This is a genomic window from Chitinophaga filiformis (assembly GCF_900102545.1).
GTDB lineage: Bacteria > Bacteroidota > Bacteroidia > Chitinophagales > Chitinophagaceae > Chitinophaga > Chitinophaga filiformis.
Window position 1 is genome coordinate 197004 of the sequence record NZ_FNBN01000008.1, and the last position, 23801, is coordinate 220804.

The window sequence follows — 23801 nt, forward strand, 5'->3', positions numbered from 1 at the left end:
GTTTTACTTTATAAGCCTGCTTTCAGGGAGAATGTGAACTGTCTTGGTATAGGCAGGGCTACACCGCCTGAATTAAAGAATTCCGGGTCCTGGCCATTCAGACGGTCGTCTGAATAGATCAGCCATACGTTATTGGCTACCAGGCTGACAGACAGATTATTAAACCCTGCACGGCGTATCATTTTCGGAGGCAGATTATAGGAGAGAGATACCTGTTTCAGCCTTACGAAATCCCCATCAGCCACACGGGCGGTAGAGTAGTTGTAGTTATTGTAAGGGGAGGCGCCATTCAGCTGGGACTCAGTCAACTTGTCTATTACGGAAGGCACATTTGTCCGGTTTTCATCACCAGGTAATGTCCAGCGGTTCAGGAAGTCGTTTGAACTGGCGTCCAGGTCAGTGTACTTCTGTTTGAAACCTGGATTCAGGCGGATCTTGTTGCCAGAACTGTAAGTCACCAGGGCCGACAGCGCAAAGTTGCTGTAGCGTAGGGTATTGTACCAGCCTCCTGTCAGTGTAGGATCCACCGGGCCGTTGTACACGAGGTTGCCTATCTTGTCACTCTGCAGGTATACATTACCGCTTTTTGCGCCGTCCTGGTTAGTGAACAGCGGCGTACCGTCCTTCGGGTTCAGGCCTTCAAACGGAATGGAATAGAGGCCGCGTACAGGATGTCCTACTGTTGCGCCGCCTTCTGCCACTACGAGGTCCCAGATGATAGGGATGTTCTCCAGTTTGGTGATCTTGCCTTTGTTATAACCCACGGTTAGCTGGGTACGCAGTCCCCATTTGGATTCGTTGAGGATATTATAGGCAACGGTCGCTTCCACACCGTGGGATTTCATGTCGCCATAGTTGGCAATCTTAATGCTTTCCCCGCCAATACCGGAAGTACGGATGGGACCTATCAGGTCAAAGCCCTTTCGTAGGTAACCATCCACTGTAATGGTCAGTCTATCGTGGAACAGGCCCGCGTCAATACCCACGTTGGTTTCATATTGTTTCTCCCAGGTCAGCTCTGAGTTTTCCAGGCTCTGGATGTAAATGGATGATTCTATTTCAGAAAGATATGGACGGTTGGTGCTGCGGTTCTGCAACACTACACTGGAGTTCCTGGCGTCACCCATACTACCGGTAAGACCATAGGTGGCCCTGAGAGTCAGCCTGTTAACGGTGCTCTGGTTCTTCATAAAATCTTCTGTATCTACGTTCCAGGAACCACTCACATTCCAGGTAGGCAGCCAGCGCGCTGTGCGGGATTCTCCCAGCAGGTTGGAACCATCGTACCGGATGCTGGCATTAAAATTATATTTTCCCTTGTAGGAGTAAGCAGCATTGGCCAGGTATGCCAGGTAGCGGTCATAGTTCATGCCTATGCTGTAATAGTTGAAATTATTTTCAACATTCTGTTTGATGATATTGGGATCTATGAAGGGCACACCGCCTTTGTCAAACTGGTAACCATAACCATCGAACTGCCGGTTCTGCCGGTTGGCATAGCGAAGTTCCTGTGCGCCAAGGAAGTTGAACAGGTGAATGTCATTCCAGTTCTTGCTATACTCCACTGTGTTACGGAAATAATAGCTGACCAGATAATCATCTTCTGTTGTATAAATACCGCCATAAGGCAGTACTACCACCGGTTCTGCCTCCGGATCGTCAGGATTGCGGTAGAGGAAACGGTTCCTGTCCCGGATAGTGGCATCGCCGGCAGCCCGGTAGGCTTGCGGCATGTTGGAGTTTTCCCTGATCTTGTGTTCCTGGGACGACTTCACATAACGGATGTTGCCCAGGAAAGTATATTTCAGGTTCTTCAGGATCTTATAGGAGAAATCGCCCTGTAGTTTGATATCGAGCTGACTCAGATCAATGTTGTTATTTCTCAGCTCATTCACGATATTGAAAGGAGCGAAGTTGCGTGTAAAATATTCCAGCTTGCCGCTTTCATCATAAGGGGTAAGGGTGCGGCTGGTATTGAGTGAGTAGCTGTAAGGGTTGATATCAAAGTCGCGGTCAAACTGCCCGGTTACCGCGTTGCTGGTCCTGTTCAGCGTGCCCGGTACCCGCTGGTCACGGATCACGGCTTGTGTGATAAACCCGAAAGATACTTTGTCGCTGACATTGTAATTGGCCCTTACGTTGCCCGTAAAGCGCTTCAGTTTATCTGCTATGGTCCAGCCCTGGTCCTGCAGGAAGCTGGTGGAAACGTAAAGCTGTGATTTATCCGTACCGGAGGAAACGCTCAGGGAGTGCTCCTGCATAAAGGAATTGCGGAATAACACATCGAACCAGTTGGTATTGGCCTTCGCATACCTTTCCAGGAACTGGCGTTTGGTTTCCGGACTGTTGTACAGTCCGAACTGGCCGTTTGTAGCATTATAGGTATCAATGAGATTGTACATTTTGGTATAGACACCGCCATTTTCGGCACGGGTGGCATCTGAGTGATTCAGCCATCCCTTCAGGGCCAGTTCATTGTAGAATGCCATCTGATCATCCGATTTCATAATGTCAAACTGATCATAGGTAGGCTTCAGATAACTGGAGAAGTTGCCGGTATAGGAGATAACGGGCTTGCCGACCTTACCTTTTTTGGTCGTGATCACCACCACGCCGTTCATAGCGCGGGCGCCGTAGAGTGAGGTGGCGGCGGCATCTTTCAGGATCTGGAAGCTCTCGATATCGTCTGTGTTTAACCCGGCAACTGAGGAACCCAGCAGGGTAGCAGGGTTACCGGTAGAGAGCTGTTCGTTGGAGACGTTGATCACATCTTCCAGCACCACACCATCCACCACCCAGAGTGGTTTATTGTCGCCGGTAATGGAAGTTGCGCCACGCACACGTATTTTAGGCGCCGCGCCAAAGGTGCCCGACACGTTCTGCACCGTCACACCAGCCACCTGACCTTCCAGCATACGGCTTGCGTCTGCAATACCATCACGCTTGACGTCGGATGCCTTTACACTGGTGGCGGCACCGGTGAAGAGTTTACGGTCAATGGTCTGGTAACCGGTTACCACTACTTCCTTCAGTGCACTGATGTCTTCTTCCAGGATAAGATTGACAGGCGTAGCGGCAGAAGCCTTCATTTCACGGGACTTATAGCCGACCATAGAAAAGGTAAGGGTAGCGCCTTTTTTTACCTTTAGCGTATAGGCGCCTGCGGCATCTGTGACAGTTCCGTTGACAGTACCTTTTTCGATGACATTGATTCCGGGAACGGCTTCCGGTCGACCGTTTTTGCCGTACACGCGGACGATACCGGTAACAGTTTCCGTGGCAGGTTGCTGCTGCTGGAATAGTCCGTAACTGCCTGGTGAGACAGCTTTACTGGTCAGGGGAGCCGCATTTGCATGGATTTCGAAGAATGCACTACATACGAGCAGGCACAACCACTTTGCTTTTGGGTTTAAAATGTACATACTACAGATTTTGGTTGCTCATAAAGGAGCTGAAAGAAAAACGATTATACTATAATACTCAGGATTATTTGCTATACTAAGGATAATTCAACGCTATTCTACATACAGTATCGGTCACAGAACCCTCTACTAACTTACGCAATATTTTCCTTTTCTTTGTGGATCAATCCATCACGTTTTGCAGAGAAGAGAATTACGCGTTATACTGGTATCACTGATTGTCAGCTTTATTTTGACGGGAACCAAATTCGTAGCATGGTTCATGACCAACTCTGTCGCTATCTTATCTGACGCGCTGGAATCCATTATTAACGTAGTTGCCGGAGCTTTTGCCTGCTACAGTATTTATCTGACGGGTAAGCCAAAGGATGAGAACCATCCTTATGGACATGGGAAAGTTGAGTTCTTTTCTATCGGGTTTGAGGGCGCTATGATTTTTATTGCGGGTGTTCTTATTCTTTTCAAGACTGCTCAGTATTTCTTCAACCCAACGTCGCTGGACAAACTGGATCAGGGAGTATGGTTGATTGGCGGTACTACACTTGCCAACCTGGTGTTAGGATTATTCCTGGTACGGGAGGGTAAAAAATTATCTTCTCTGACGATAGCCGGCAATGGCCAACATATCATGACGGATGTGTACAGCAGCCTGGGACTGATAGCCGCCCTGCTGTTAATCCATTTTACCGGTCTGCAATGGATAGATCCGCTGGCTTCCCTGCTGATGGGAGTACTGATCTTACGGAAAGGTTACCAGTTACTGAGAACTTCTATTTCAGGCCTGATGGATGAAACAGATATGCGTGTAGTAGACAGGGTGATTGAGATCCTGAGCGCTCACCGGCACGCCAACTGGATCGACATACACAATATGAGAGTGCAGCAGTATGGGAACAATTATCATATCGATTGTCATTTGACCCTGCCGTATTACCTGGAACTCAGCGATGCGCACGACGAGCTGAAAGCCCTGGAACGGATGGTCAATATTGAATTTTCCTCAGGAGAAGTTGAATTCTTTATACATACAGACCCCTGTATCCCGCTTTGCTGTCATTATTGTCAGCTGAAAGAATGCCCGGTAAGACAGGACCGTTTTACTGGCCTGATCACATGGAAAAGAGAGAACGTGCTGCCAAACAGGAAACACGGAGAGTAGTTATTATTCCTCGCCGTCTTCAGTGCCATGTCCCAGGATGGCGCTTATTGGTTTCACTGCACGATAGATGTTACGATTGTATTTATTACCCAGGATGATGATAGTGGAAGTATCTTTAATGATACGGTTGAATACGGTATTGTTGCCATGCCACCAGCCGTTGTGATAGACTATTTCGCTGCTGTCAGGATAGACCATTAACCGCCAGCCCAGTCCGTAGTTCCGGATACCCGGTTTCTCATGACTATAAGGAGTGTAAGCAGCTTTAATTGTTTCATCGCTGAACAGCTGGCCGCTGTAAAGGGCCTGGTCCCATCTGAGCATATCCCTTGCGGTGCTATAAATGCCTTTATCGCCCACTACGCCGTCAAAGTAAGTATCCGGTTCCAGCTGACCATTGTATTTATGACTGGCAGTCTGATGAGGACGTACAGCGGTAGCAGGTGCATACACAAAAGTATTGGTCATACCCAGGGGACCGAAGAAGGTCTGCTGCATGAAGTCGGCGTACTTTTGTCCGCTTACCTTTTCAATAATAGACCCCAGCAACATATAGTTCGTATTACAATACTGGAAATGTGTGCCTGGTGTATGCTGGAGACGCGGACGATGGGCAACCATCAGTTGAATCACATCGTCATTAGAAAGGAACTTGTCCTTGTCGGGCCAGATGCTGTCGCAGAAGTAGAGGTAATTCGGCAGGCCACTGCGGTGAGACAGTAACATCTGGAGCGTAATACCCTTATATGGAAATTGCGGATAATACTTCTGTACGGAATCAGTTAGGCTCAGTTGCTTCTTTTCCATCAGCCAGAGGATGCCCATGGCGGTAAAGGTTTTGGATACGGAAGCCAGCTGGAAGGAGGAACTGTCGTTCATGGCAGAAGCCCTGTTCCGGTAGTTTTCCAGGCCATGGTAGCGTTCAAAGATCACCACGCCTTTCTTGGCTACAAGCATGGCGCCATTGAAACCGGCACGGACCATATTCTGATAAAAAGCGGTCAGTTCTGTCTGCTGTGCTTTGGTAACCGGTGAATTGAGGACAGCGAGCGCTGCTTCGCTTAATTCTTCTGTCCGGGGAGTATCTGTTGTTTTGGTATTACGATAACTATTGGCCGCATTGCTCTGGCACGCGGTAATGGCATATAAAGCAATCCCTGAGATAGTCAATACAATATAAGCTGCTTTCATTCTGCTAGTTAGTCTCGATTCTGTTTCTGCTTACTTAATTATAAAGGCGCTAAAATTAGGCCCTAATGAGCTGTTACACAAAAAAAATGGTTCCGAAAATGAGATTTTAAAGGTATTTTAAGATTTAATCCTCTAAAACGGTCAAAAAAGGCCCAAATACGATATAATTTTTGACGAAATCAAATTTGAAGGACAGACTGTTTGATTATTGCTGAACATCTTTTAGGTTTGTGCCTTCGTTTGGCCATATTACAATTATTAAGCCAATTGTTTATTGCAATTGGTAACACATAAAATATAACCATGGATCAGCAAAAGTTGACAAGTTATCCGAAGGAGAAGATCAATATTTTATTGTTGGAAAATATCAGCGACGCGGCCGTAGCGGAGTTTACGTCGGCAGGATATGCTAACGTAAAAAGGTTATCGGGCGCATTAGGCGAGGAAGATCTGATCCGTGAAGTAAAAGATGTCCATCTGCTGGGGATCCGTTCCAAAACCCAGGTCACAAAGAAGGTCCTGGAGGCCGCTCAGAAATTGCAGGCAATCGGCTGCTTCTGTATCGGTACCAACCAGGTAGATCTGAAGAGTGCCCGTGAGATGGGTGTGGCAGTATTCAATGCACCTTATTCAAATACCCGCTCTGTAGCGGAACTGGTGATAGGTCTGTCCATTATGCTGATACGCCGTATCCCCGACAAGAACGCTGCCGCGCATGAAGGTGTCTGGATGAAAGAGGCGAAAGGCAGTTACGAACTGCGTGGTAAGTCGCTCGGTATCGTAGGATATGGTAACATCGGCAGCCAGGTAAGCGTACTGGCAGAAGCAATGGGGATGAACGTATTCTACTACGATGTGGAAACCAAACTACCATTGGGTAATGCCGTACAGGTGCGTACCCTGGAAGCCCTGTTTGAAATGGCGGATATCATCTCCCTGCACGTGCCGTCTACCAAGACCACTGCTAATATGATCAATAAGGAGACGCTGAAATATGCGAAGAAAGGCGCCATCTTCATCAACTACGCCCGTGGCGAAGTGGTGGAACTGAATGACCTGAAAGACGCATTGACAAGCGGACAGCTGTCAGGTGCGGCTATTGACGTATTCCCGGTGGAGCCGGAAAAGAATGGCGCCGCTTTCTCCACGCCGCTGCAGAAGCTGCCCAATGTGATCCTGACGCCGCATATCGGTGGTAGCACAGAAGAAGCACAGCACAACATCGGCCTGGACGTGAGCGCTAAAATGCTGAACTACCTGGAAAAAGGTGCGAGCTTTGGTTCCCATACCATTCCTGCCATCAGCGTACCGGCTGTTGACCACACTCACCGTATCCTGCACATTCACCAGAACGTGCCAGGCGTACTGTCTGAGATCAATACGCTGCTGTCCCAGAATAAGATCAACATCCTGGGTCAGTACCTGAAAACAAACGATAGCATTGGTTATGTGGTATTGGATGTGGACAGCAAATTGTCTAAGGAAGCATTCTCCTTACTGAAGGAAGTGAACCACACGATCAAGACGAGACTGTTGTATTAAGAGCAAGCGTCTTAAAAATATAAGGGAGTCCGTCTTTGACGAACTCCCTTTCTTTTTTAATCCTGCTAAGGATGCTTTATTCAGCTTTCTGTACTTTCACTCGTTGATGATAGGTACCGCTGGAAATATCCAGGATGTACATGCCTCTTGGAAGGCTGCTCACATTCAGGGAATAAGTGGCTTGTTTAGACTTCACAACAGCACGCAATACCTGTCTTCCGGAAAGGTCATAGATGGCAACATTGTGGGAAGAGATCTTAGCCGGCAGGGTATAGTTGAGTTGTGTGCCGAAAGGATTCGGGTACACAATTCCTGCTGTTGGCTGTGCAGTTTCCGCAGGAGCGGATACTGCCAGGGTGGCTGCTGCTGCTACGGGACCCACTACTGTGAAATTGAATTTCTCCCAACCGTCAATTGTTGGACGGTTACAATTCATAGCCTGCTCTCCGTTTTCAGAAGATACATACATGCTATTGTTACCTCTCAGTGAAATAGTACCGTCGGCATTGGTGATCCAGTCGAATGCTTCATAGGAAGCAGCTGTTGTGCGGTTACAGGTCATCGCCTTGGTACCGTTTTCAGAGGAAACGAATTTACCCATGCTGCGCAGGTTTACTTTACCGTTGCCTGCATCCAGTACGGAGAATTGTTCCCAGGTCTGCGGGGCCGTTCTGGTACAGGTCATGGCTTTGGTGCCGTTTTCACCGCTTACATACATGCCGTTGCTACCTCTCAGGGTGATCACCTGGCCGACAGGGATTACGGAAGGAGGATTAGTGCCGGTAGAGAATTTCACCCAGTTAAGATTGAAACCCGCTGCAGCTACCTGTATGCGCAGGGTTTGTTCTCCCGCTTGCAGATTTACTGTAGTGCTTACGGTGGTCCAGGTTTGCCATGCGCCGGTAGCCGGTACGGTAATGCCACCCAGTAATGTATCGCCTTTTCTCAGTTCGATAGCGCCGCCGAGTGATTCGCTGGCTACCCTGAAATCTACCGTGTAAGTGCCCGCAGTCTGCACATTCACTTTGTAATCCAGCCAGTCGCCTGCATCGGTATAACCGATGTTCTGTCCACCACCGGCATCGGTAGTAGTTTCTGTCTGGATACCGCTCATGTTTGTGTAGTTCTCTGCCTGTACGGTGCCTGGAAGCGGAATGGCAGGAGCAGGGCCTGTTTCTGCACCACCCAGCCACAGTAATCCGTCAATGAGGAATCTGTTCTGGATCTCGCTGGCGAAAGTCGATGACGTTTGTGTGTTGGTAGAATAGTTCATCGCGTTATGCCCGAAGTTGGCATACAGCATCTTGTAGTTCTTGTTGGTCCACATGATGGGATAGTAACCACTGTACCAGATGTTGCCGGCCTGTGATCCCAGCGGAAAGCTTACAGGATCTACAGAGGCAAGCACCTTGATGTTGCTGTTGTTGCGCAGGTCGTTCTGCCAGCCATACCACTCGCTGACTGCGGAGGTAAATGTTACCGGCAGGCGCGTTGTACTTGGATGCGTACGGTCTTCTACACGCAACGTAGCGCTTGAAGGCCCCCAGGTATTGGTCTGGAAATTACCGGTACCCAGGAAGGTGTTGTGATACCAGCTCCAGGCGGCAGCATTGTCGGTGTACGCGCAGACATGGAAGCCCATCCAGCCGCCGCCATTCTGCATATACGTCTGGAATGCGGAGCGCTGCGATGCGGAAGCCGGCAGGTCATCCAGGAAGAGCACCACCTGGTAGCGTGAAAGGAAACTGGCGTTCAGATTGTCCCAGTTGGTAGTGGCTTCGTAAGAGAATCCATACTGGGCGGCAATTTGTGGGAACCATTGGTTCGCCTCTTTTACGAAGGCGATGTGCGCCGGATCATAAGTGCCGTGATAAAAAGCGATCACCCGGAATTTCGGGGTTTGCGCCTGGACGTGGAATACTGCAGACAGCAGCAGAAATACGAATAATGCGAACGCACGCATTACCCGCTTGTAATGGAAATTGCAGGTTGTCATGAGGGACAATTTAATAGTTATTACGAGGGTGGTATAAGTACCTATCAGGTCCAAATTAACTAAAATTAATATATCAGACAAAAAGAAAGGCGCCCCGGAATAACCGGGACGCCTTTGCCTATTGTACTTTACACTTCTACTATCTGATAGCGGTTACTTCACCTTTCACGATATTCACTGCACCACCCATAACCTTCTTATAGGTCAGCATCCAAACGTAAGTACCATTTTCAACCAGGGCACCTTTGTATCGGCCATCCCATCCGGTTTTCTGGTCTTTACTGAGGAAGATCAGCTCACCCCAACGGTTGTAGATACGTAAGTCGTAATCGTACATCGGACCTCTAACGACTGGTCTGAAGATATCGTTATGTCCATCACCATTCGGCGTGAAGCCGGTTGGGAAGTGTGGCTCTGCCTCACAAGGTTTGTAGCTTACAGCTATCTGGTCGGATACGGATCCGCATTCGTTAGACACTGTTACAGTGTAGATTCCAGGGCCGGTTACTTTGTAAGTAGATCCGGTAGAACCATCCTGCCAGCGGATTGTGTTACCAGCACCCGCATTTACTTTCAGTGTCAGGTCTTCACCGATACACAGTGTGGTGTCACGACCGAGGAGTGTTTCAGGAATACCAGCCACAGTTACATTCACACTATCCATGGTTATTCTTGAACAGAACCTGTCCATAACAGACACTACATATTTACCAGGCATTACTATTTCTCTGACTGGAGTGGTTTCACCATCATTCCAGAGGTAAGAGATCGCATCAGGGTTGCTGGCATCTACTACCACGCGTCCACCGGTACAGAACTCTCTATCTGGTCCGAGGTCAATATCCAGGTCAGGTCTTTCAGTTACAGTCACCTGATCGTTCACCACACAACCATCGCGGGTTACGGTTACTTCATAGGTGCCTGCTTTAGTTACAACAATAGAGTTGGTCGTTTCACCGGTGCTCCAGCGTACGCTACCACCATCAGGTTCAACCGTCAGCATCAGGGTTTCATTCGGACACATTTCTGTATCATCAGTCAGCGTGATAGCAGGAGGCGTACCAACTGTTACCGTTGCTTCTTCATGAGTGGTACAGCCATTCAGTGTAACGTCTACACTGTAAGTGCCTGTCATGTTAACCGTAATTGAAGCGGTAGTTTCACCTGTGCTCCATACATAGGTAGCTCCCTGTACGTAAGCGTTCAGTTTCACGGACTGGCCTTCACAGATCGCAGTATCCGGAATGTTCACTACAGGAGGCATATTCACTGTTACATTGATAGCGTCTGTAGTAGTACAGATACCATTTGAAACAGTTACTGTGTAAGTGCCGGCGGTTGTTACGTCGATGGTCTGGGTAGTTGCACCTGTTGACCAGCGGATACCGTAAGCAGCGTTTGCGATACCAGCGTCCAGGGTAATGCTGCTACCTTGACAGATAGCTACATCGGCGCCCAGATCAACCACTGGTTTGGTTACATACTGCAGGTCGTAAGTGATCGGATCAGATACACAACCTGTTACACCGTCGGTTACGATGAAGGTAGCCTGTGTAGCACCATTCAGGTCGAACACGTTGCTGCTCTGTGTCAGCGGTGTGCTTACTGCGGTAGCAGGAACTACGCTCACCAGGGTGAATTTAGGTCTGTTTACTTTGTTCTGCAGCATAACAGCAAACTTGGTGTTGTCAGAACAGTTAGCAGGCAGTTGAGGATCCAGTGCCGGTTTAGGACAAGGATTCACAGTGATAGTCTGCACACGTTCGATAGCCGCATTACCACATGCATCGGAGATGGTCCATCTTCTTGTGATGGTATAACCGGCACACAGGTCAACTGTAAACGGATCCTGTGTCATTGTTGCCTTCTTAGGGAAGGTAGCATCACAGTTGTCGCGTGCATACAGGGTAGCAGCAGCCGGGATAGCATCACCACAGTTCAGTGTTACGTTTGCCGGAGCAGGATCGATCACTGGTTTGGTGGTATCCGTTACTGTTATTACCTGTTGGATAGTCGCGGTATTGTTACATTGGTCTTTAGCAGTCCAGATGCGGATCAGTCGGTAGTTGCTTGCGCATGCACCGGCGATGGTTTCGCGTGTCTGGGTGTAAGAGATCTTCACAGCGCTGCAATTGTCTGTTGCCTTCAGGTTAGTAGGCGGAGCAGGAACTGCATCACAGCTTACTGTGGTATCAGCAGGAGGTATTACGGTGAATACCGGCCTTGTAGTATCCTGTACAGTGATCACCTGTTGCATAGTGGCAGTGTTACCACAATTGTCCATGGCTGTCCAGGTACGTGTTAATCTATAGTTGCTGGTACATACAGAAGAGAGGAACTCTTTCTTCTCAGATACCTTCACTGCTACGGAAACAGTACAGTTGTCTGTGGCTGTTATAGTGGCTACTGCTGGTACTTTATCGCAATCAACAGTGATAGCCGGAGGCAGTGACATTGAGAATCTTGGCTTGATAGTATCCTGTACAGTGATGGTCTGCGTCAGTACGGTTTTGTTACCGCAAAGGTCAGTCGCTGTCCAGGTACGGATGATCTGGTAGTTGTCAGTACATCTGCTACCGGAGAGGTTCTTACGTACATCAACCGGTGTTACAGTGATGGTACCAGGCGTACAGTTGTCAGTAGCGGTCAGCGGCTGTCCTGCAGGTACCTTATCACAATCAACAGTGATATTGGCAGGAGCAGGGTTGCTGAATACAGGAGGTGTCATATCCCTTACGGTGATCACCTGTCTGAGTGTATCGCTTGCATTACCGCAGGCATCCACAGCTACCCATTTACGGATCAGCTGATAGTTGCTCGCACATGCACCTGGCTGATCAACCCTTACTTCGATCGGAGTGATGGTCAGCGCACCGGCACAAGCATCATTTGCTGTCAGTGTTACTGCTACAGGCACTTTATCACATTCTACAGTGACGTTGGCAGGAGCTGTACCTGTGAATACAGGAGCAGTTCTGTCTACCACTGTGATGGTCTGCTGTGCCTGAGTGGTCAGACCACAACGGTCAGTTGCTGTCCAGGTACGCATGATCGTGAACGTACAAGCGTCAACAGTTACAGTTACATCGTTATGAGTAACAGTCAGTGGCTCGTTGTTGTAAGGAGCGTGACTGAATACCGGCGTACCGAATTTGGTAGTGTAGTCAGTACCCTGTACGCAATCCACTGTCAGCGGACCAGGTACGGATATCACAACAGGCGGAACATTCATCAGGGTCAGCATTACTGCGTTGCTGATGTTGCCTGTACATGCACCTGACATTACCACACGTCTGTACCAGGTATTCTGTGTGATCATTGGAGGAGTATAAGTTGCATTTGTGCCGTTGGTAGCCACATTTACGAAGCCGGTAGTAGCATTTGTGATGCTCACCTGCCATTGGTAAGTGAAGGTACCGTTACCACCACTCAGGGTAGCGCCCTGCAGTGTAGCAGGAGTCTGGTTAGCACAAAGCAGCTGATCTGCGGTGATGGTGTTACCGAGGATTGCGCCCTGGTTAGTCAGCACCACTTCATCAGGAGTTGAAGTACATGTTCCGTTAGTGATTGTCCAGCGGAGGGTTACGGTACCACCGGCAGGAACTGTCACTTTCGTAGATGCGCTGTGTATGTCAGCGATAGTAGCCGTACCACTTACAATGGTCCAGGTACCGGTAGCGGTAGCAGGAGACGGTATGTTAGCCGACATTGTAAAGTTTGGATCGTCACAATGAGTCTGATCAGCACCGGCAGCTGCGTTAGCTGGCATCTGGTGGTTGGTCAGGATCACATTATCAGATGTGGTACAAGTACCGTTTTTGATAGTCCATGTAGCTGTTACAGTTACACCCGCAGGTACTGTGATCACAGCATTCGGATTGTTCCAGTCAGTAGCAGCGATGCTTGCAGTTGTACCCGCGGGCAGGCTCCATGTACCGGTACCAACAGAAGGAGTGTTGGCGGCCATTACGAAACGGTCGTTATCGCAATGCGTCATATCACCACCAGCGTTGGCATTAGCCGGCTGTACGTAGTTGGTCAGGACAACATCATCGGAAGTTACACAGTTACCATTTCTGATAGTCCATGTAGCTGTTACAGTCACACCCGCAGGTACTGTGATGGCAGCATTTGGATTAGTACTGTCGGATACAGCGAATGATGCAGTAGTTCCGGCAGACAGGCTCCATTTACCTACACCAACAGATGGTGCGTTAGCGGCCATTCTGAAGGCAGGAGTGTTACACTGTTCCTGGTCAGGACCAGCGGCAGCAGCAGTTGGCTGTTGATAGTTGGTCAGTGTTACATTATCGCTGGTAGTACATACTCCGTTGCGGATAGTCCATGTAGCTGTTACGGTTACACCGGCAGGTACATTTATTACTGCATTCGGGTTAGTACTGTCTGCCACCGCGAAGGAAGCAGTAGAACCAGCAGGCAGGCTCCATTTACCCACACCTACAGATGGCGTGTTAGCAGCCATTGTGAAGGCAGGAGTGTTACACTGTGCCTGGTCAGGACCGGCAGCAGCAGGAGCTGGTGCAACATAGTTGGTCAGTCTTACAGTATCAGTAGTGGTACATACACCGTTGGTGATGGTCCAGATCGCCTGAACTGACTGACCAGCAGGTACGTTGATCACTGCATTTCTGTTGGAACTGTCAGCCACCGCGAAGGAAGCGGTAGATCCGGCTACCAGGCTCCATTTACCCACGCCTACAGATGGTGCAGCAGCAGCCATGGTGAAGGTTGGTGTGTTACATTTTTCCTGGTCAGGACCGGCAGCAGCAGGAGTTGGTGCTACATAGTTGATGAGTGTTACATCATCAGTAGAAGTACAACTACCGTTTGTGATGGTCCAACGCAGTGTTACAGTAGTACCGGCATTTACAGTGATAGTAGCTGCCGCGTTGTTTATACTTGCCGCAGGGAGAGTGAATCCTGCAGGAGAAGAAGATACTACACTCCATGCACCGGTTCCCACAGTTGGCACGTTAGCAGCCAGCGTGAAGGATGGTGTGTTACACTTAGACTGGTCAGGACCAGCTGCAGATGTAGTCGGCGGAGCATCATTCTTTAATACCACATCGTCAGTCAATACGCAGGTACCATTGGTGATCGTCCAGCGGAGGGTCACAGTAGTACCGGCAGGTACGGTGATGGCAGCAGTTGGGTTGTTTACGCTCGCTGCAGGGAAAGTAAATCCGGCAGGAGAAGAAGACACCACGCTCCATGCACCTGTTCCTATAACTGGCGCGTTAGCCGCCAATGTGAAGGATGGTGTATTACACTTGGTCTGATCGGCGCCAGCAAGCGGAGTTGTTGGCAGTGCATTGTTAACCAGTGTTACATCGTCTGTAGTAGAACAAGTACCGTTAGTGGTCGTCCAGCGGAGAGTCACTGTAGTACCAGCAGGTACAGTGATGGTAGCGGTTGGGTTGCTTACGCTCGCAGCAGGGAATATAAATCCTGCAGGAGTAGAAGAAACTACGCTCCATGCACCAGTTCCAACAGTTGGCGCGTTAGCAGCCAGTGTGAAGGAAGGCGTATTACATTTAGTCTGATCAGCACCAGCAGCAGCAGTTGTTGGCGGAGCATCATTTTTCAGTACCACATCGTCAGTTAACACGCAGGTACCGTTAGTGATAGTCCAGCGCAGCGTTACTGTTGTACCGGCAGGTACAGTGATGGCAGCAGTTGGATTATTCACACTCGCAGCAGGGAAGGTAAATCCTGCAGGAGTAGAAGAAACCACGCTCCATGCGCCTGTTCCCACAGTTGGTGCATTAGCAGCCAGTGTGAAGGCAGGAGTGTTACATTGAGTCTGGTCTGCACCAGCAGCAGGAGTAGTTGGTGGCGCATCGTTTGTCAGTGTTACCGCATCAGAAACGGAGCAGGTACCATTTACTACAGTCCATGTAGCTACTACTGAAACACCAGCAGGAACATTGATTACAGCGGTTGGGCTGTTCTGCTGACCTGCAGTGATGGTAGCAGTTGTACCAGCAGGCAGTGTCCACGTACCGGTTTGACCAGCAGCAGGTGCATTAGCTGCCATTGTAAAGGCAGGGGTATTACACTTAGTCTGATCAGCACCAGCTGCAGCAGTTGGCAGTGCATCGTTTGTCAGCGTTACCGCATCGGAAACGGAGCAGGAACCATTTACTACGGTCCATGTAGCTGTTACAGTTACACCAGCAGGTACATTAATTACCGCAGCTGGATTGTTCTGCTGACCAGCAGTGATGGTAGCAGTGGTACCAGCAGGCAGTGTCCATGTACCGGTTTGACCAGCAGCAGGCGTGTTGGCTGCCATGGTGAAGGCAGTGGTATTACACTGTGCCTGGTCTGGACCAGCAGTAGCTGTTGGCAGTGCATCATTAGTTAATGTTACTGCATCGGAAGTGGTACAAACACCATTTGTGATGGTCCAGGTAGCCACTACAGAAGTACCAACAGGTACAGTTATTACAGCGGTTGGGCTGTTTTGCTGACCAGCAGTGATAGTTGCAGTAGAACCAGCAGGCAGTGTCCAGAGGCCGGTTCCCACAGTTGGTGCGTTAGCAGCCATTGTGAAGGCAGGTGTGTTACACTGTGCCTTATCCGGACCGGCAGCAGCAGGAGCTGGTGCTGCATAGTTGGTCAGTATAACATCGTCAGAAGTTACACATGTACCGTTAGTGATAGTCCATGTTGCAGTTACAGTCACACCCGCAGGTACGTTGATTACTGCATTTGGATTAGTACTGTCTGCCACAGCGAAGGAAGCAGTGGTGCCTGCTGTCAGGCTCCATTTACCTACGCCTACAGATGGTACGTTGGCCGCCATTGTGAAGGCTGGAGTATTACATTTTTCCTGGTCAGGACCCGCAGCAGCAGGTGATGGCATTTCATCATTTGTCAGCAGCACGGTGTCAACTGAAGGACAGGTACCATTGGTGATAGTCCAGATAGCTGTTACGGTAGCACCGGTTGGTACGTTGATCACAGCATTTGGTTTGTTTTCATCACCAGGAGTGATAGTACCAGGAGATCCGGCAGCCAGTGTCCAGGTACCGGTAGCACCAGGAACATCCGGAGCGTTTGCTGTCATAATGAATGTAGGAATGTTACAATCACGCTGATCAGGGCCTGCATTAGCAGGAGAAGGAGTCAGGAAGTTGGTCAGTGATACTTCATCGAAGTTTTCACAGAGACCGTTTTTGATAGTCCAGCGGAGAACAGCGGTAGCACCGTTTGCAACAGTGATATGCGCCGCAGCCAGGTTTTCTTCACCAGCCGCGATAGTAGCAGCACCACTAATAACAGTCCAGGTACCTACAGCACCAGGCACAGTTGGCGTATTTGCAGCTGTTACAAAGTCTGTACCAGCACATTTAGCCTGGTCTGGACCCGCATTAGCTACGTCAGGTAACTGATAGTTGGTAATCACCAAATCATCGCTGGTAGTACATACACCATTGGTGATAGTCCATCTCAATGTCAGGACTGTACCCGCAGGGATGCTGAGGCTTGCGGTTGGGTTGTTCACCTGAGCCGCAGGGAAAGTAAAGCTGGCAGGAGATACCACGGTCCATGTACCGGTTGCACCGGCCACAGACGGAGCATTAGCCGCCAGGGTGAAGGTGGATGTATTATTACATTCCTGTTGGTCAGGACCTGCATTAGCGGCAGCTGGTGCCTCATCGTTGGTGAGGATCACATCGTCGCTCAGAGAGCAGGTACCGTTGGTGATAGTCCAGCGCAGTGTTACAGTAGTACCGGCGGGTACAGTGATAACTGCAGTTGGATTGTTCACACTTGCCGCAGGGAAAGTAAATCCGGCAGGAGTAGAGGAAACCACGCTCCATGCACCTGTTCCAACAGTTGGTGCGTTAGCAGCCAGTGTGAAGGAAGGTGTGTTACATTTTTCCTGGTCAGGACCAGCAACCGGAGTTGTTGGCTGAGCGTTGTTTATCAGGGTAACGTCATCTGTAGAAGTACAGCTGCCGTTAGTGATGGTCCAGCGCAGCGTTACAGTTGTACCGGCAGGTACAGTGATCGCCGCGGTTGGGTTGTTCACGCTCGCCGCAGGGAAAGTAAATCCGGCAGGAGTAGAAGAAACTACGCTCCATGCACCGGTACCCACAGTTGGTGCGTTAGCAGCCAATGTGAAGGCAGGTGTATTACATTTTTCCTGGTCAGCACCAGCAGCAGCTGTAGTTGGCGGAGCATCATTTGTCAGTACCACGTCGTCTGAGAGAGAGCATGTACCGTTAGTGATGGTCCAGCGCAGCGTTACAGTTGAACCAACAGGTACAGTGATGGCAGCAGTTGGGTTGTTCACGCTCGCCGCAGGGAAGGTAAATCCTGCAGGAGAAGAAGAAACTACGCTCCATGCGCCTGTTCCAACGGTTGGTGCATTAGCAGCCAGTGTGAAGGCAGGAGTGTTACATTTTGTCTGGTCTGCACCAGCAGCAGGAGTAGTTGGCGGTGCATCGTTTGTCAGGGTTACCTGATCGGAAACGGAGCAGGTGCCATTTACTACAGTCCATGTAGCTGTTACAGTTACACCGGCAGGTACGTTGATCACCGCAGTTGGGCTGTTTGCCTGACCCGCAGTGATGGTAGCAGTAGTACCGCCTGGCAGTGTCCATGTACCGGTTTGACCGGCAGCAGGTGTATTAGCTGCCATTGTGAAGGCAGGGGTATTACATTTTGCCTGGTCTGGACCCGCAGTAGCAGTTGGCAGTGCATCGTTTTTCAGCACAACGGCATCAGAAACGGAGCAGGTACCATTTACTACAGTCCATGTAGCTGTTACAGTTACACCGGCAGGTACATTAATTACCGCAGCTGGATTGTTCTGCTGACCAGCAGTGATGGTAGCAGTAGAACCAGCAGGCAGTGACCATGTACCGGTCTGACCGGCAGCAGGTGTATTAGCTGCCATTGTGAAGGCAGTGGTATTACACTTAGTCTGGTCTGGACCAGCAGCAGCTGTTGGCAGTGCATCATTAGTTAACACCACCTGATCGGAAGTGGTACAAACACCATTTGTGATAGTCCATGTAGCAGTTACAGTTACACCGGCAGGAACATTAATTACCGCGGTTGGGCTGTTCTGCTGACCAGCAGTGATAGTAGCAGTAGTACCGCCAGGCAGTGTCCATGTACCGGTACCTACAGAAGCTGCATTGGCAGCCATTGTGAAGGAGGTAGTGTTACACTTGCTCTGATCTGCACCAGCATTAGCAGCTGTTGGCGCTACATAGTTAATGAGTGTTACATCATCAGTAGAAGTACATGTACCATTGGTGATGGTCCAACGCAGTGTTACCGTAGTACCGGCAGGTACAGTGATAGCAGCAGTTGGGTTGTTTACACTAGCAGCAGGGAAAGTAAATCCGGCAGGAGTAGAAGAAACTACGCTCCATGCGCCTGTACCCACAGTTGGCGTGTTAGCAGCCAGTGTGAAAGCAGGCGTGTTACACTTAGACTGGTCGGGACCAGCAGCAGATGTAGTTGGCGCAGCGTCATTCTTTAATATAACATCGTCAGTCAATACGCAGGTACCGTTAGTGATCGTCCAGCGGAGGGTCACAGTGGTACCGGCAGGTACGGTGATGGTCGCAGTTGGGTTATTCACGCTCGCAGCAGGGAAGGTAAATCCAGCAGGAGTAGAAGAAACCACGCTCCATGCACCAGTTCCAACAGTTGGCGCGTTAGCAGCCAGTGTGAAGGAAGGTGTATTACATTTAGTCTGGTCTGCACCAGCAGCAGGAGTAGTTGGCAGTGCACTGTTAGTCAGTATCACATCATCAGTAGAAGTACATGTGCCATTAGTAATAGTCCAGCGCAGTGTTACCGTAGTACCGGCAGGTACAGTGATAGCAGCGGTTGGATTATTTACACTCGCTGCAGGGAAAGTGAAACCTGCAGGAGTAGAAGAAACTACGCTCCATGCGCCTGTTCCAACAGTTGGTGCGTTAGCAGCCAGTGTGAAGGAAGGCGTATTACATTTTGCCTGGTCAGCGCCAGCAGCAGCTGTAGTTGGCGGAGCATCATTTTTCAGTACCACGTCATCTGTAAGAGAGCAGGTACCGTTGGTGATCGTCCAACGCAATGTTACTGTTGAACCAACAGGTACAGTGATAGTAGCTGTTGGGTTGTTTACGCTTGCCGCAGGGAAGGTAAATCCGGCAGGAGTGGAAGAAACCACACTCCATGCACCAGTTCCTACGGTTGGTGCGTTAGCAGCCAGTGTGAAGGATGTATTGTTACATTTTGTCTGATCAGCACCAGCAGCAGGAGTAGTTGGTGTCGCGTCGTTCTTCAGCGTTACCGCGTCAGAAACACTACAAGTGCCATTTACGACAGTCCATGTAGCTACTACAGTTACACCGGCAGGTACATTGATAACAGCGGTAGGGCTGTTTGTCTGACCAGCAGTGATAGTAGCAGTGGTGCCGCCAGGCAGTGTCCATGTACCGGTCTGACCGGCAGCAGGTGTATTAGCTGCCATTGTGAAGGCAGGAGTATTACACTTAGTCTGGTCAGGACCTGCAGCAGCTGTTGGCAGTGCATCGTTTTTCAGCACAACGGCATCTGAAACGGAACAGGTACCATTTACTACAGTCCATGTAGCTGTTACGGTAACACCGGCAGGTACATTAATTACTGCGGCTGGGTTGTTCTGCTGACCAGCAGTGATGGTAGCAGTAGAACCGCCAGGCAGTGACCATGTACCGGTACCTACAGCAGGTGTATTAGCCGCCATTGTGAAGGCAGTGGTATTACACTTAGTCTGATCAGGACCTGCAGCAGCTGTTGGCAGTGCATTATTAGTTAATACTACCTGATCTGAAGTAGTACATGCACCATTTGTGATAGTCCAGGTAGCCGTTACAGTTACACCGGCAGGAACGTTAATTACAGCGGTTGGGCTGTTCGCCTGACCGGCAGTGATAGTAGCAGTAGTACCGCCAGGCAGTGTCCAGGTACCGGTACCTACAGAAGCTGCATTGGCAGCCATTGTGAAGGCGGTAGTGTTACACTTGGTCTGGTCAGGACCTGCAGCGGCAGGATTTGGCGCCTGGAATACAGTCACGGTAGCGCTCGCACAGGTAGTGTTGGAGCATGCACCGGTAGTTTCAGCACGTACATAATAAGTGGTGGTAGCGCTCACTGCTACGGTAATTGAAGTACCGGTACCTATTGGAGCACCTACTCCACAACCTCCGGCATACCATACCCATGTTCCGTTTGGTGTACCGTCAGCTTTCTGTCCCAGGCTTCCACCCACAACAGACAGCGTACTTGTACCGGAAGTACAGATATTCGGTGAACCCACCGCAATACCAGTCGGAGCAACAGGAGGAGTTTCTACGCTCACAGAGAAAGGAACGGTAGAATCACAACCTGCATTCAGGCTGTTCTTGTAGCTCAGGTTGAAGTTATATACGCCACGTGCAGTGCCCACAGGGTAGTTAATTACCACCGGCCATGCAGTGATAGGCTGGTTGTTAATCGCTGTAAATCCTGGCAGGGCAGGAACGCCGGCAGTAATACTGTAAGTATCCGGGTTACCACTTGTAGACAGTGTATCCAGTGAGAATGTACCGGATGTGTTACAGGTAATAATAGATGGCTTCAGTGAAATTACCGGACGGGCAGTTTTATGTAATATAACAGTATCCACACTTGGCGTACAGTTCGCAGCATTCGTGATAGACCATGTCAGCACAATATCCTGCGGATTTGCGTTGGAGGTAACTGTTGTATTATATGCATGAATGTTTGCGATGGTAGCATTACCAGAGATAAGTTTCCATGTACCGGTTTCCGCGTACGGCCCGGTCAATGTACCATCCGGCTGGCTGGCATTCATCGTAAAGACATTGGTGGCACACAGTGTTGTGTCACGACCCGCGTCACTGAAAGTTGGATCGTACAGGAGGGTTACTTCAACAAAGTCGCTGCTGGAGCAGGCTGTGTTGGCAGTAGCTTTCACTGTCCACTTGAATCTTACCGTGATACCACCTTTCTTCAGTGTTACCCTTGTTCCCTTGAGATTAGGGAACATAATACTCGCATAGTTTTTGAAGTCAGCGGCAGTAATACTAGGATCTGCACCAGGTCCCCACAGCGTATCTATAGTCCATGTACCGCTTTCGCCGCTATTCAGCAATGCAGCCATAGTAAAGTTACCCGTGGTGTTCACACTGGCACATGCCAGCTGATCAGGTCCGGCATTAGCAACCGGTACAGGTGTTACATTAACAATGAATGGAGCAGATTGTACCTGGCAGACATTACCGGGATCTCTTACTATTACAGTAAAGACGCCTTCTGCAGGTGTGTTGATCTGAACCTGTGTCAGCTCGGTCATACCATCATACTGGTGCAGTGGCGTAAGGTTACCGCCAGCATCAGGACCCTGGTACCATTCGATTACCTGTCCGGCCAGCGCGTCGTTGATACGGATATCAACAGAAGAACCGGCACAGATATTCTGTGAAGTAGAAATTACATCTACGATAGGTTTATCAATAGAACTGATAAACGCTGTGTTTGAGTCCACGCACGTATGTCCGTCAGCATAATCCACATAACCATACACCATAATAGTGGTGTCACCGGTTACCTGGATCGTACGGGTAGCGCCTACATATCCTGGTAAGTCTCTCCAGGTAAACCTGTCGAAACCTCCGGATGCCTGTAATTCAACAAATGCACCCGCGCAGACCTGGCTCTTCGTCAGGTACAGCGTTGGCATTGGTAGTATCGTCAACCGGACGTATTCCGAGGGCGAGGCACACGTGACGGCATCACTCCCGGTTTCATAAATGCGGACGCGGAAACGGTAAGACGTAGGAACGGTCCTGGTACCTTTCAACTGGCCCGGACCGATCACGAGATCTTTTGAGGTATTGGTACCAAAAGGTACGTTTATCCATGTGAGACCTTCGTCATCACTCATTTCCCATTGGTAGGCCGGATTTACGAAATAGTTGGCAGGAGTATAATTAGATGTAAGTGTGATGGGAGCGCCTTCGCAGACAACCTCCGCCAGATTATCAGTTTTACCTTTGATAGAAGCAGTGATAGTCGGGCTACAATATGCGAATTCGATATCATCAATCGCGATATCGTTACCACAACCACCAGGCTTGTTGTTAATGATAAGTACTTTAACTGAGTCTATGTTCGAAGGAACCGTGAAGGAACCTCCATATTTCTGCCAGCTGCCCTGAGGAGCACTCAGGTCCATCGACACGTTGTAAGTCGGGAAGTTAGCAAGGATCTGGCTAGGGTTGGCAGCATTCACTACCTGGAAGGTTACACCGGCATATCTGTAACCGGAAACGCAACCACTTTCAAAAACGCCAATAGGGTTGATGTTTATCAACCAGGCACTAAAATTATACACGGATCCTTTACAAAGCCCTGTGACGGTCTTCTGATAAAATCTCCTTGGATCGTAGGCAGAGTTGGCAACCAGCATACCACCACGGCTATTACCGGTGTGGTCGGTGTTGTTTACCCAGTCGCCTTTCAGCTGTGTGTTGTTAGATATTGAATAATAGTTATCCGCCAGATCTCCGGTACCCTGGTAGTCGTAGGTTACTACACCATTAATAGGGTAGGCTCGACGAACAATACCGGAACCCGGTAAGGTGCCAAAGTCTTCAAAGAAGCCCGGCTTGTCATTCGCTTCGTTGCTACCGCATGTACTGATTGTACAGTCCATCGCAACGATCTTCCGGGTCTGAACGGATGTTTTGGCGACCCCATTGTCCGTATACGGCAGGGTGATCGTCAGGTTATAGGTACCTGGCACGAGAAACTGCAATGTCAGCGACTTGGTCTTCGTCAGTTTATCCGCCTTCGTTACCGCAGACGTATTACCTGTGTAGAGGACTTCATAGTCAGCTGCGCTGGCAGTAGGGCCGCTTATTGCCCACGATGCCTGCTCCGTTACCTTATATCTGTTAGAGGTAACGACCATCGCGTTGACGCTGAGGTACTTGGTCTGCCCCGCCGTACTACTGGCGGTTGAGATACAGACCGTATCCGGTGTGTTAACATATATGGTCTGCGCCTGCACTATTCCGATAGCGCAGCACATCATCATATATAATAGGATTAGAATCTTTTTCATCAGTAGGTGTTTTGTGAAAAGAGTATCAGAAATGATGTGATTTAGACGTCACGCCAACTGACAGATTTACAATGTCTTACCGATCGATAGGATGTCCAATCCTGCACCGGAATGGCTTTTTGAGAAGTGTAAAGTGTTTCCATAGGCTTGATCATTTTTTTACTTGATATGGCTAAGAAATGAGACTATTTTAAGATTAAAATTAGAACTAATATAGGAAATATAAAAAATGTGTATATATTCTAAAGCGATAAATGGAAGAATAATTGGAAATAGGAGTGTGGGGGGAATTTGATATTCAGTATCTTAACAGGGTGAAAAAAAAGTTTAATTAATAGCCTAAAAGTT

General features: G+C 49.3%; 6 protein-coding genes. 2 read left to right on the forward strand and 4 right to left on the reverse strand.

What is annotated here, in order from left to right:
• Positions 1-8: 8 nt before the first annotated feature.
• Entirely contained in the window at positions 9-3422 is a 3414-nt protein-coding gene (locus BLR32_RS26600; protein WP_089836374.1) for a SusC/RagA family TonB-linked outer membrane protein, read from the reverse strand.
• Between the two features lie 178 nt (positions 3423-3600).
• On the opposite strand from BLR32_RS26600, the gene BLR32_RS26605 reads away from it, so the two are divergent.
• Positions 3601-4581, forward strand: coding sequence for a cation diffusion facilitator family transporter (locus BLR32_RS26605; RefSeq protein ID WP_089836376.1), 981 nt, complete (start codon positions 3601-3603; stop codon positions 4579-4581).
• 3 nt (positions 4582-4584) lie between these two features.
• On the opposite strand, the gene BLR32_RS26610 is transcribed toward BLR32_RS26605, so the two are convergent.
• Positions 4585-5772: a serine hydrolase domain-containing protein gene (locus BLR32_RS26610; protein ID WP_089836378.1), complete on the reverse strand. Its 1188-nt coding sequence runs from the start codon at positions 5770-5772 to the stop codon at positions 4585-4587.
• Between the two features lie 303 nt (positions 5773-6075).
• On the opposite strand from BLR32_RS26610, the gene serA reads away from it, so the two are divergent.
• Positions 6076-7314, forward strand: a complete 1239-nt coding sequence (serA, locus tag BLR32_RS26615) for a phosphoglycerate dehydrogenase (RefSeq protein ID WP_089836380.1) — start codon at positions 6076-6078, stop codon at positions 7312-7314.
• A 76-nt stretch (positions 7315-7390) separates the two neighbouring features.
• Here the strand turns inward: serA and BLR32_RS26620 are convergent, their stop codons facing one another.
• Both BLR32_RS26620 and BLR32_RS26625 read right to left on the reverse strand, forming a co-directional pair.
• Positions 7391-9310, reverse strand: a complete 1920-nt coding sequence (locus tag BLR32_RS26620) for a carbohydrate-binding protein (protein WP_218124257.1) — start codon at positions 9308-9310, stop codon at positions 7391-7393.
• Positions 9311-9449: 139 nt separating this feature from the next.
• The gene (locus tag BLR32_RS26625) at positions 9450-23453 is read right to left on the reverse strand and encodes a T9SS type B sorting domain-containing protein (protein WP_143011603.1); all 14004 of its coding nucleotides are present in this window, start codon (positions 23451-23453) and stop codon (positions 9450-9452) included.
• Between the last annotated feature and the right edge of the window lie 348 nt (positions 23454-23801).

What these genes read in the sequence shown, in the direction of transcription:
- BLR32_RS26600 (WP_089836374.1), bottom strand. Translation starts at nt 3,422, where the DNA reads ATGTACATTTTAAACCCAAAAGCAAAGTGGTTGTGCCTGCTCGTATGT.
- BLR32_RS26610 (WP_089836378.1), bottom strand. Translation starts at nt 5,772, where the DNA reads ATGAAAGCAGCTTATATTGTATTGACTATCTCAGGGATTGCTTTATAT.
- serA (WP_089836380.1), top strand. Translation starts at nt 6,076, where the DNA reads ATGGATCAGCAAAAGTTGACAAGTTATCCGAAGGAGAAGATCAATATT.
- BLR32_RS26620 (WP_218124257.1), bottom strand. Translation starts at nt 9,310, where the DNA reads ATGACAACCTGCAATTTCCATTACAAGCGGGTAATGCGTGCGTTCGCA.
- BLR32_RS26625 (WP_143011603.1), bottom strand. Translation starts at nt 23,453, where the DNA reads ATGAAAAAGATTCTAATCCTATTATATATGATGATGTGCTGCGCTATC.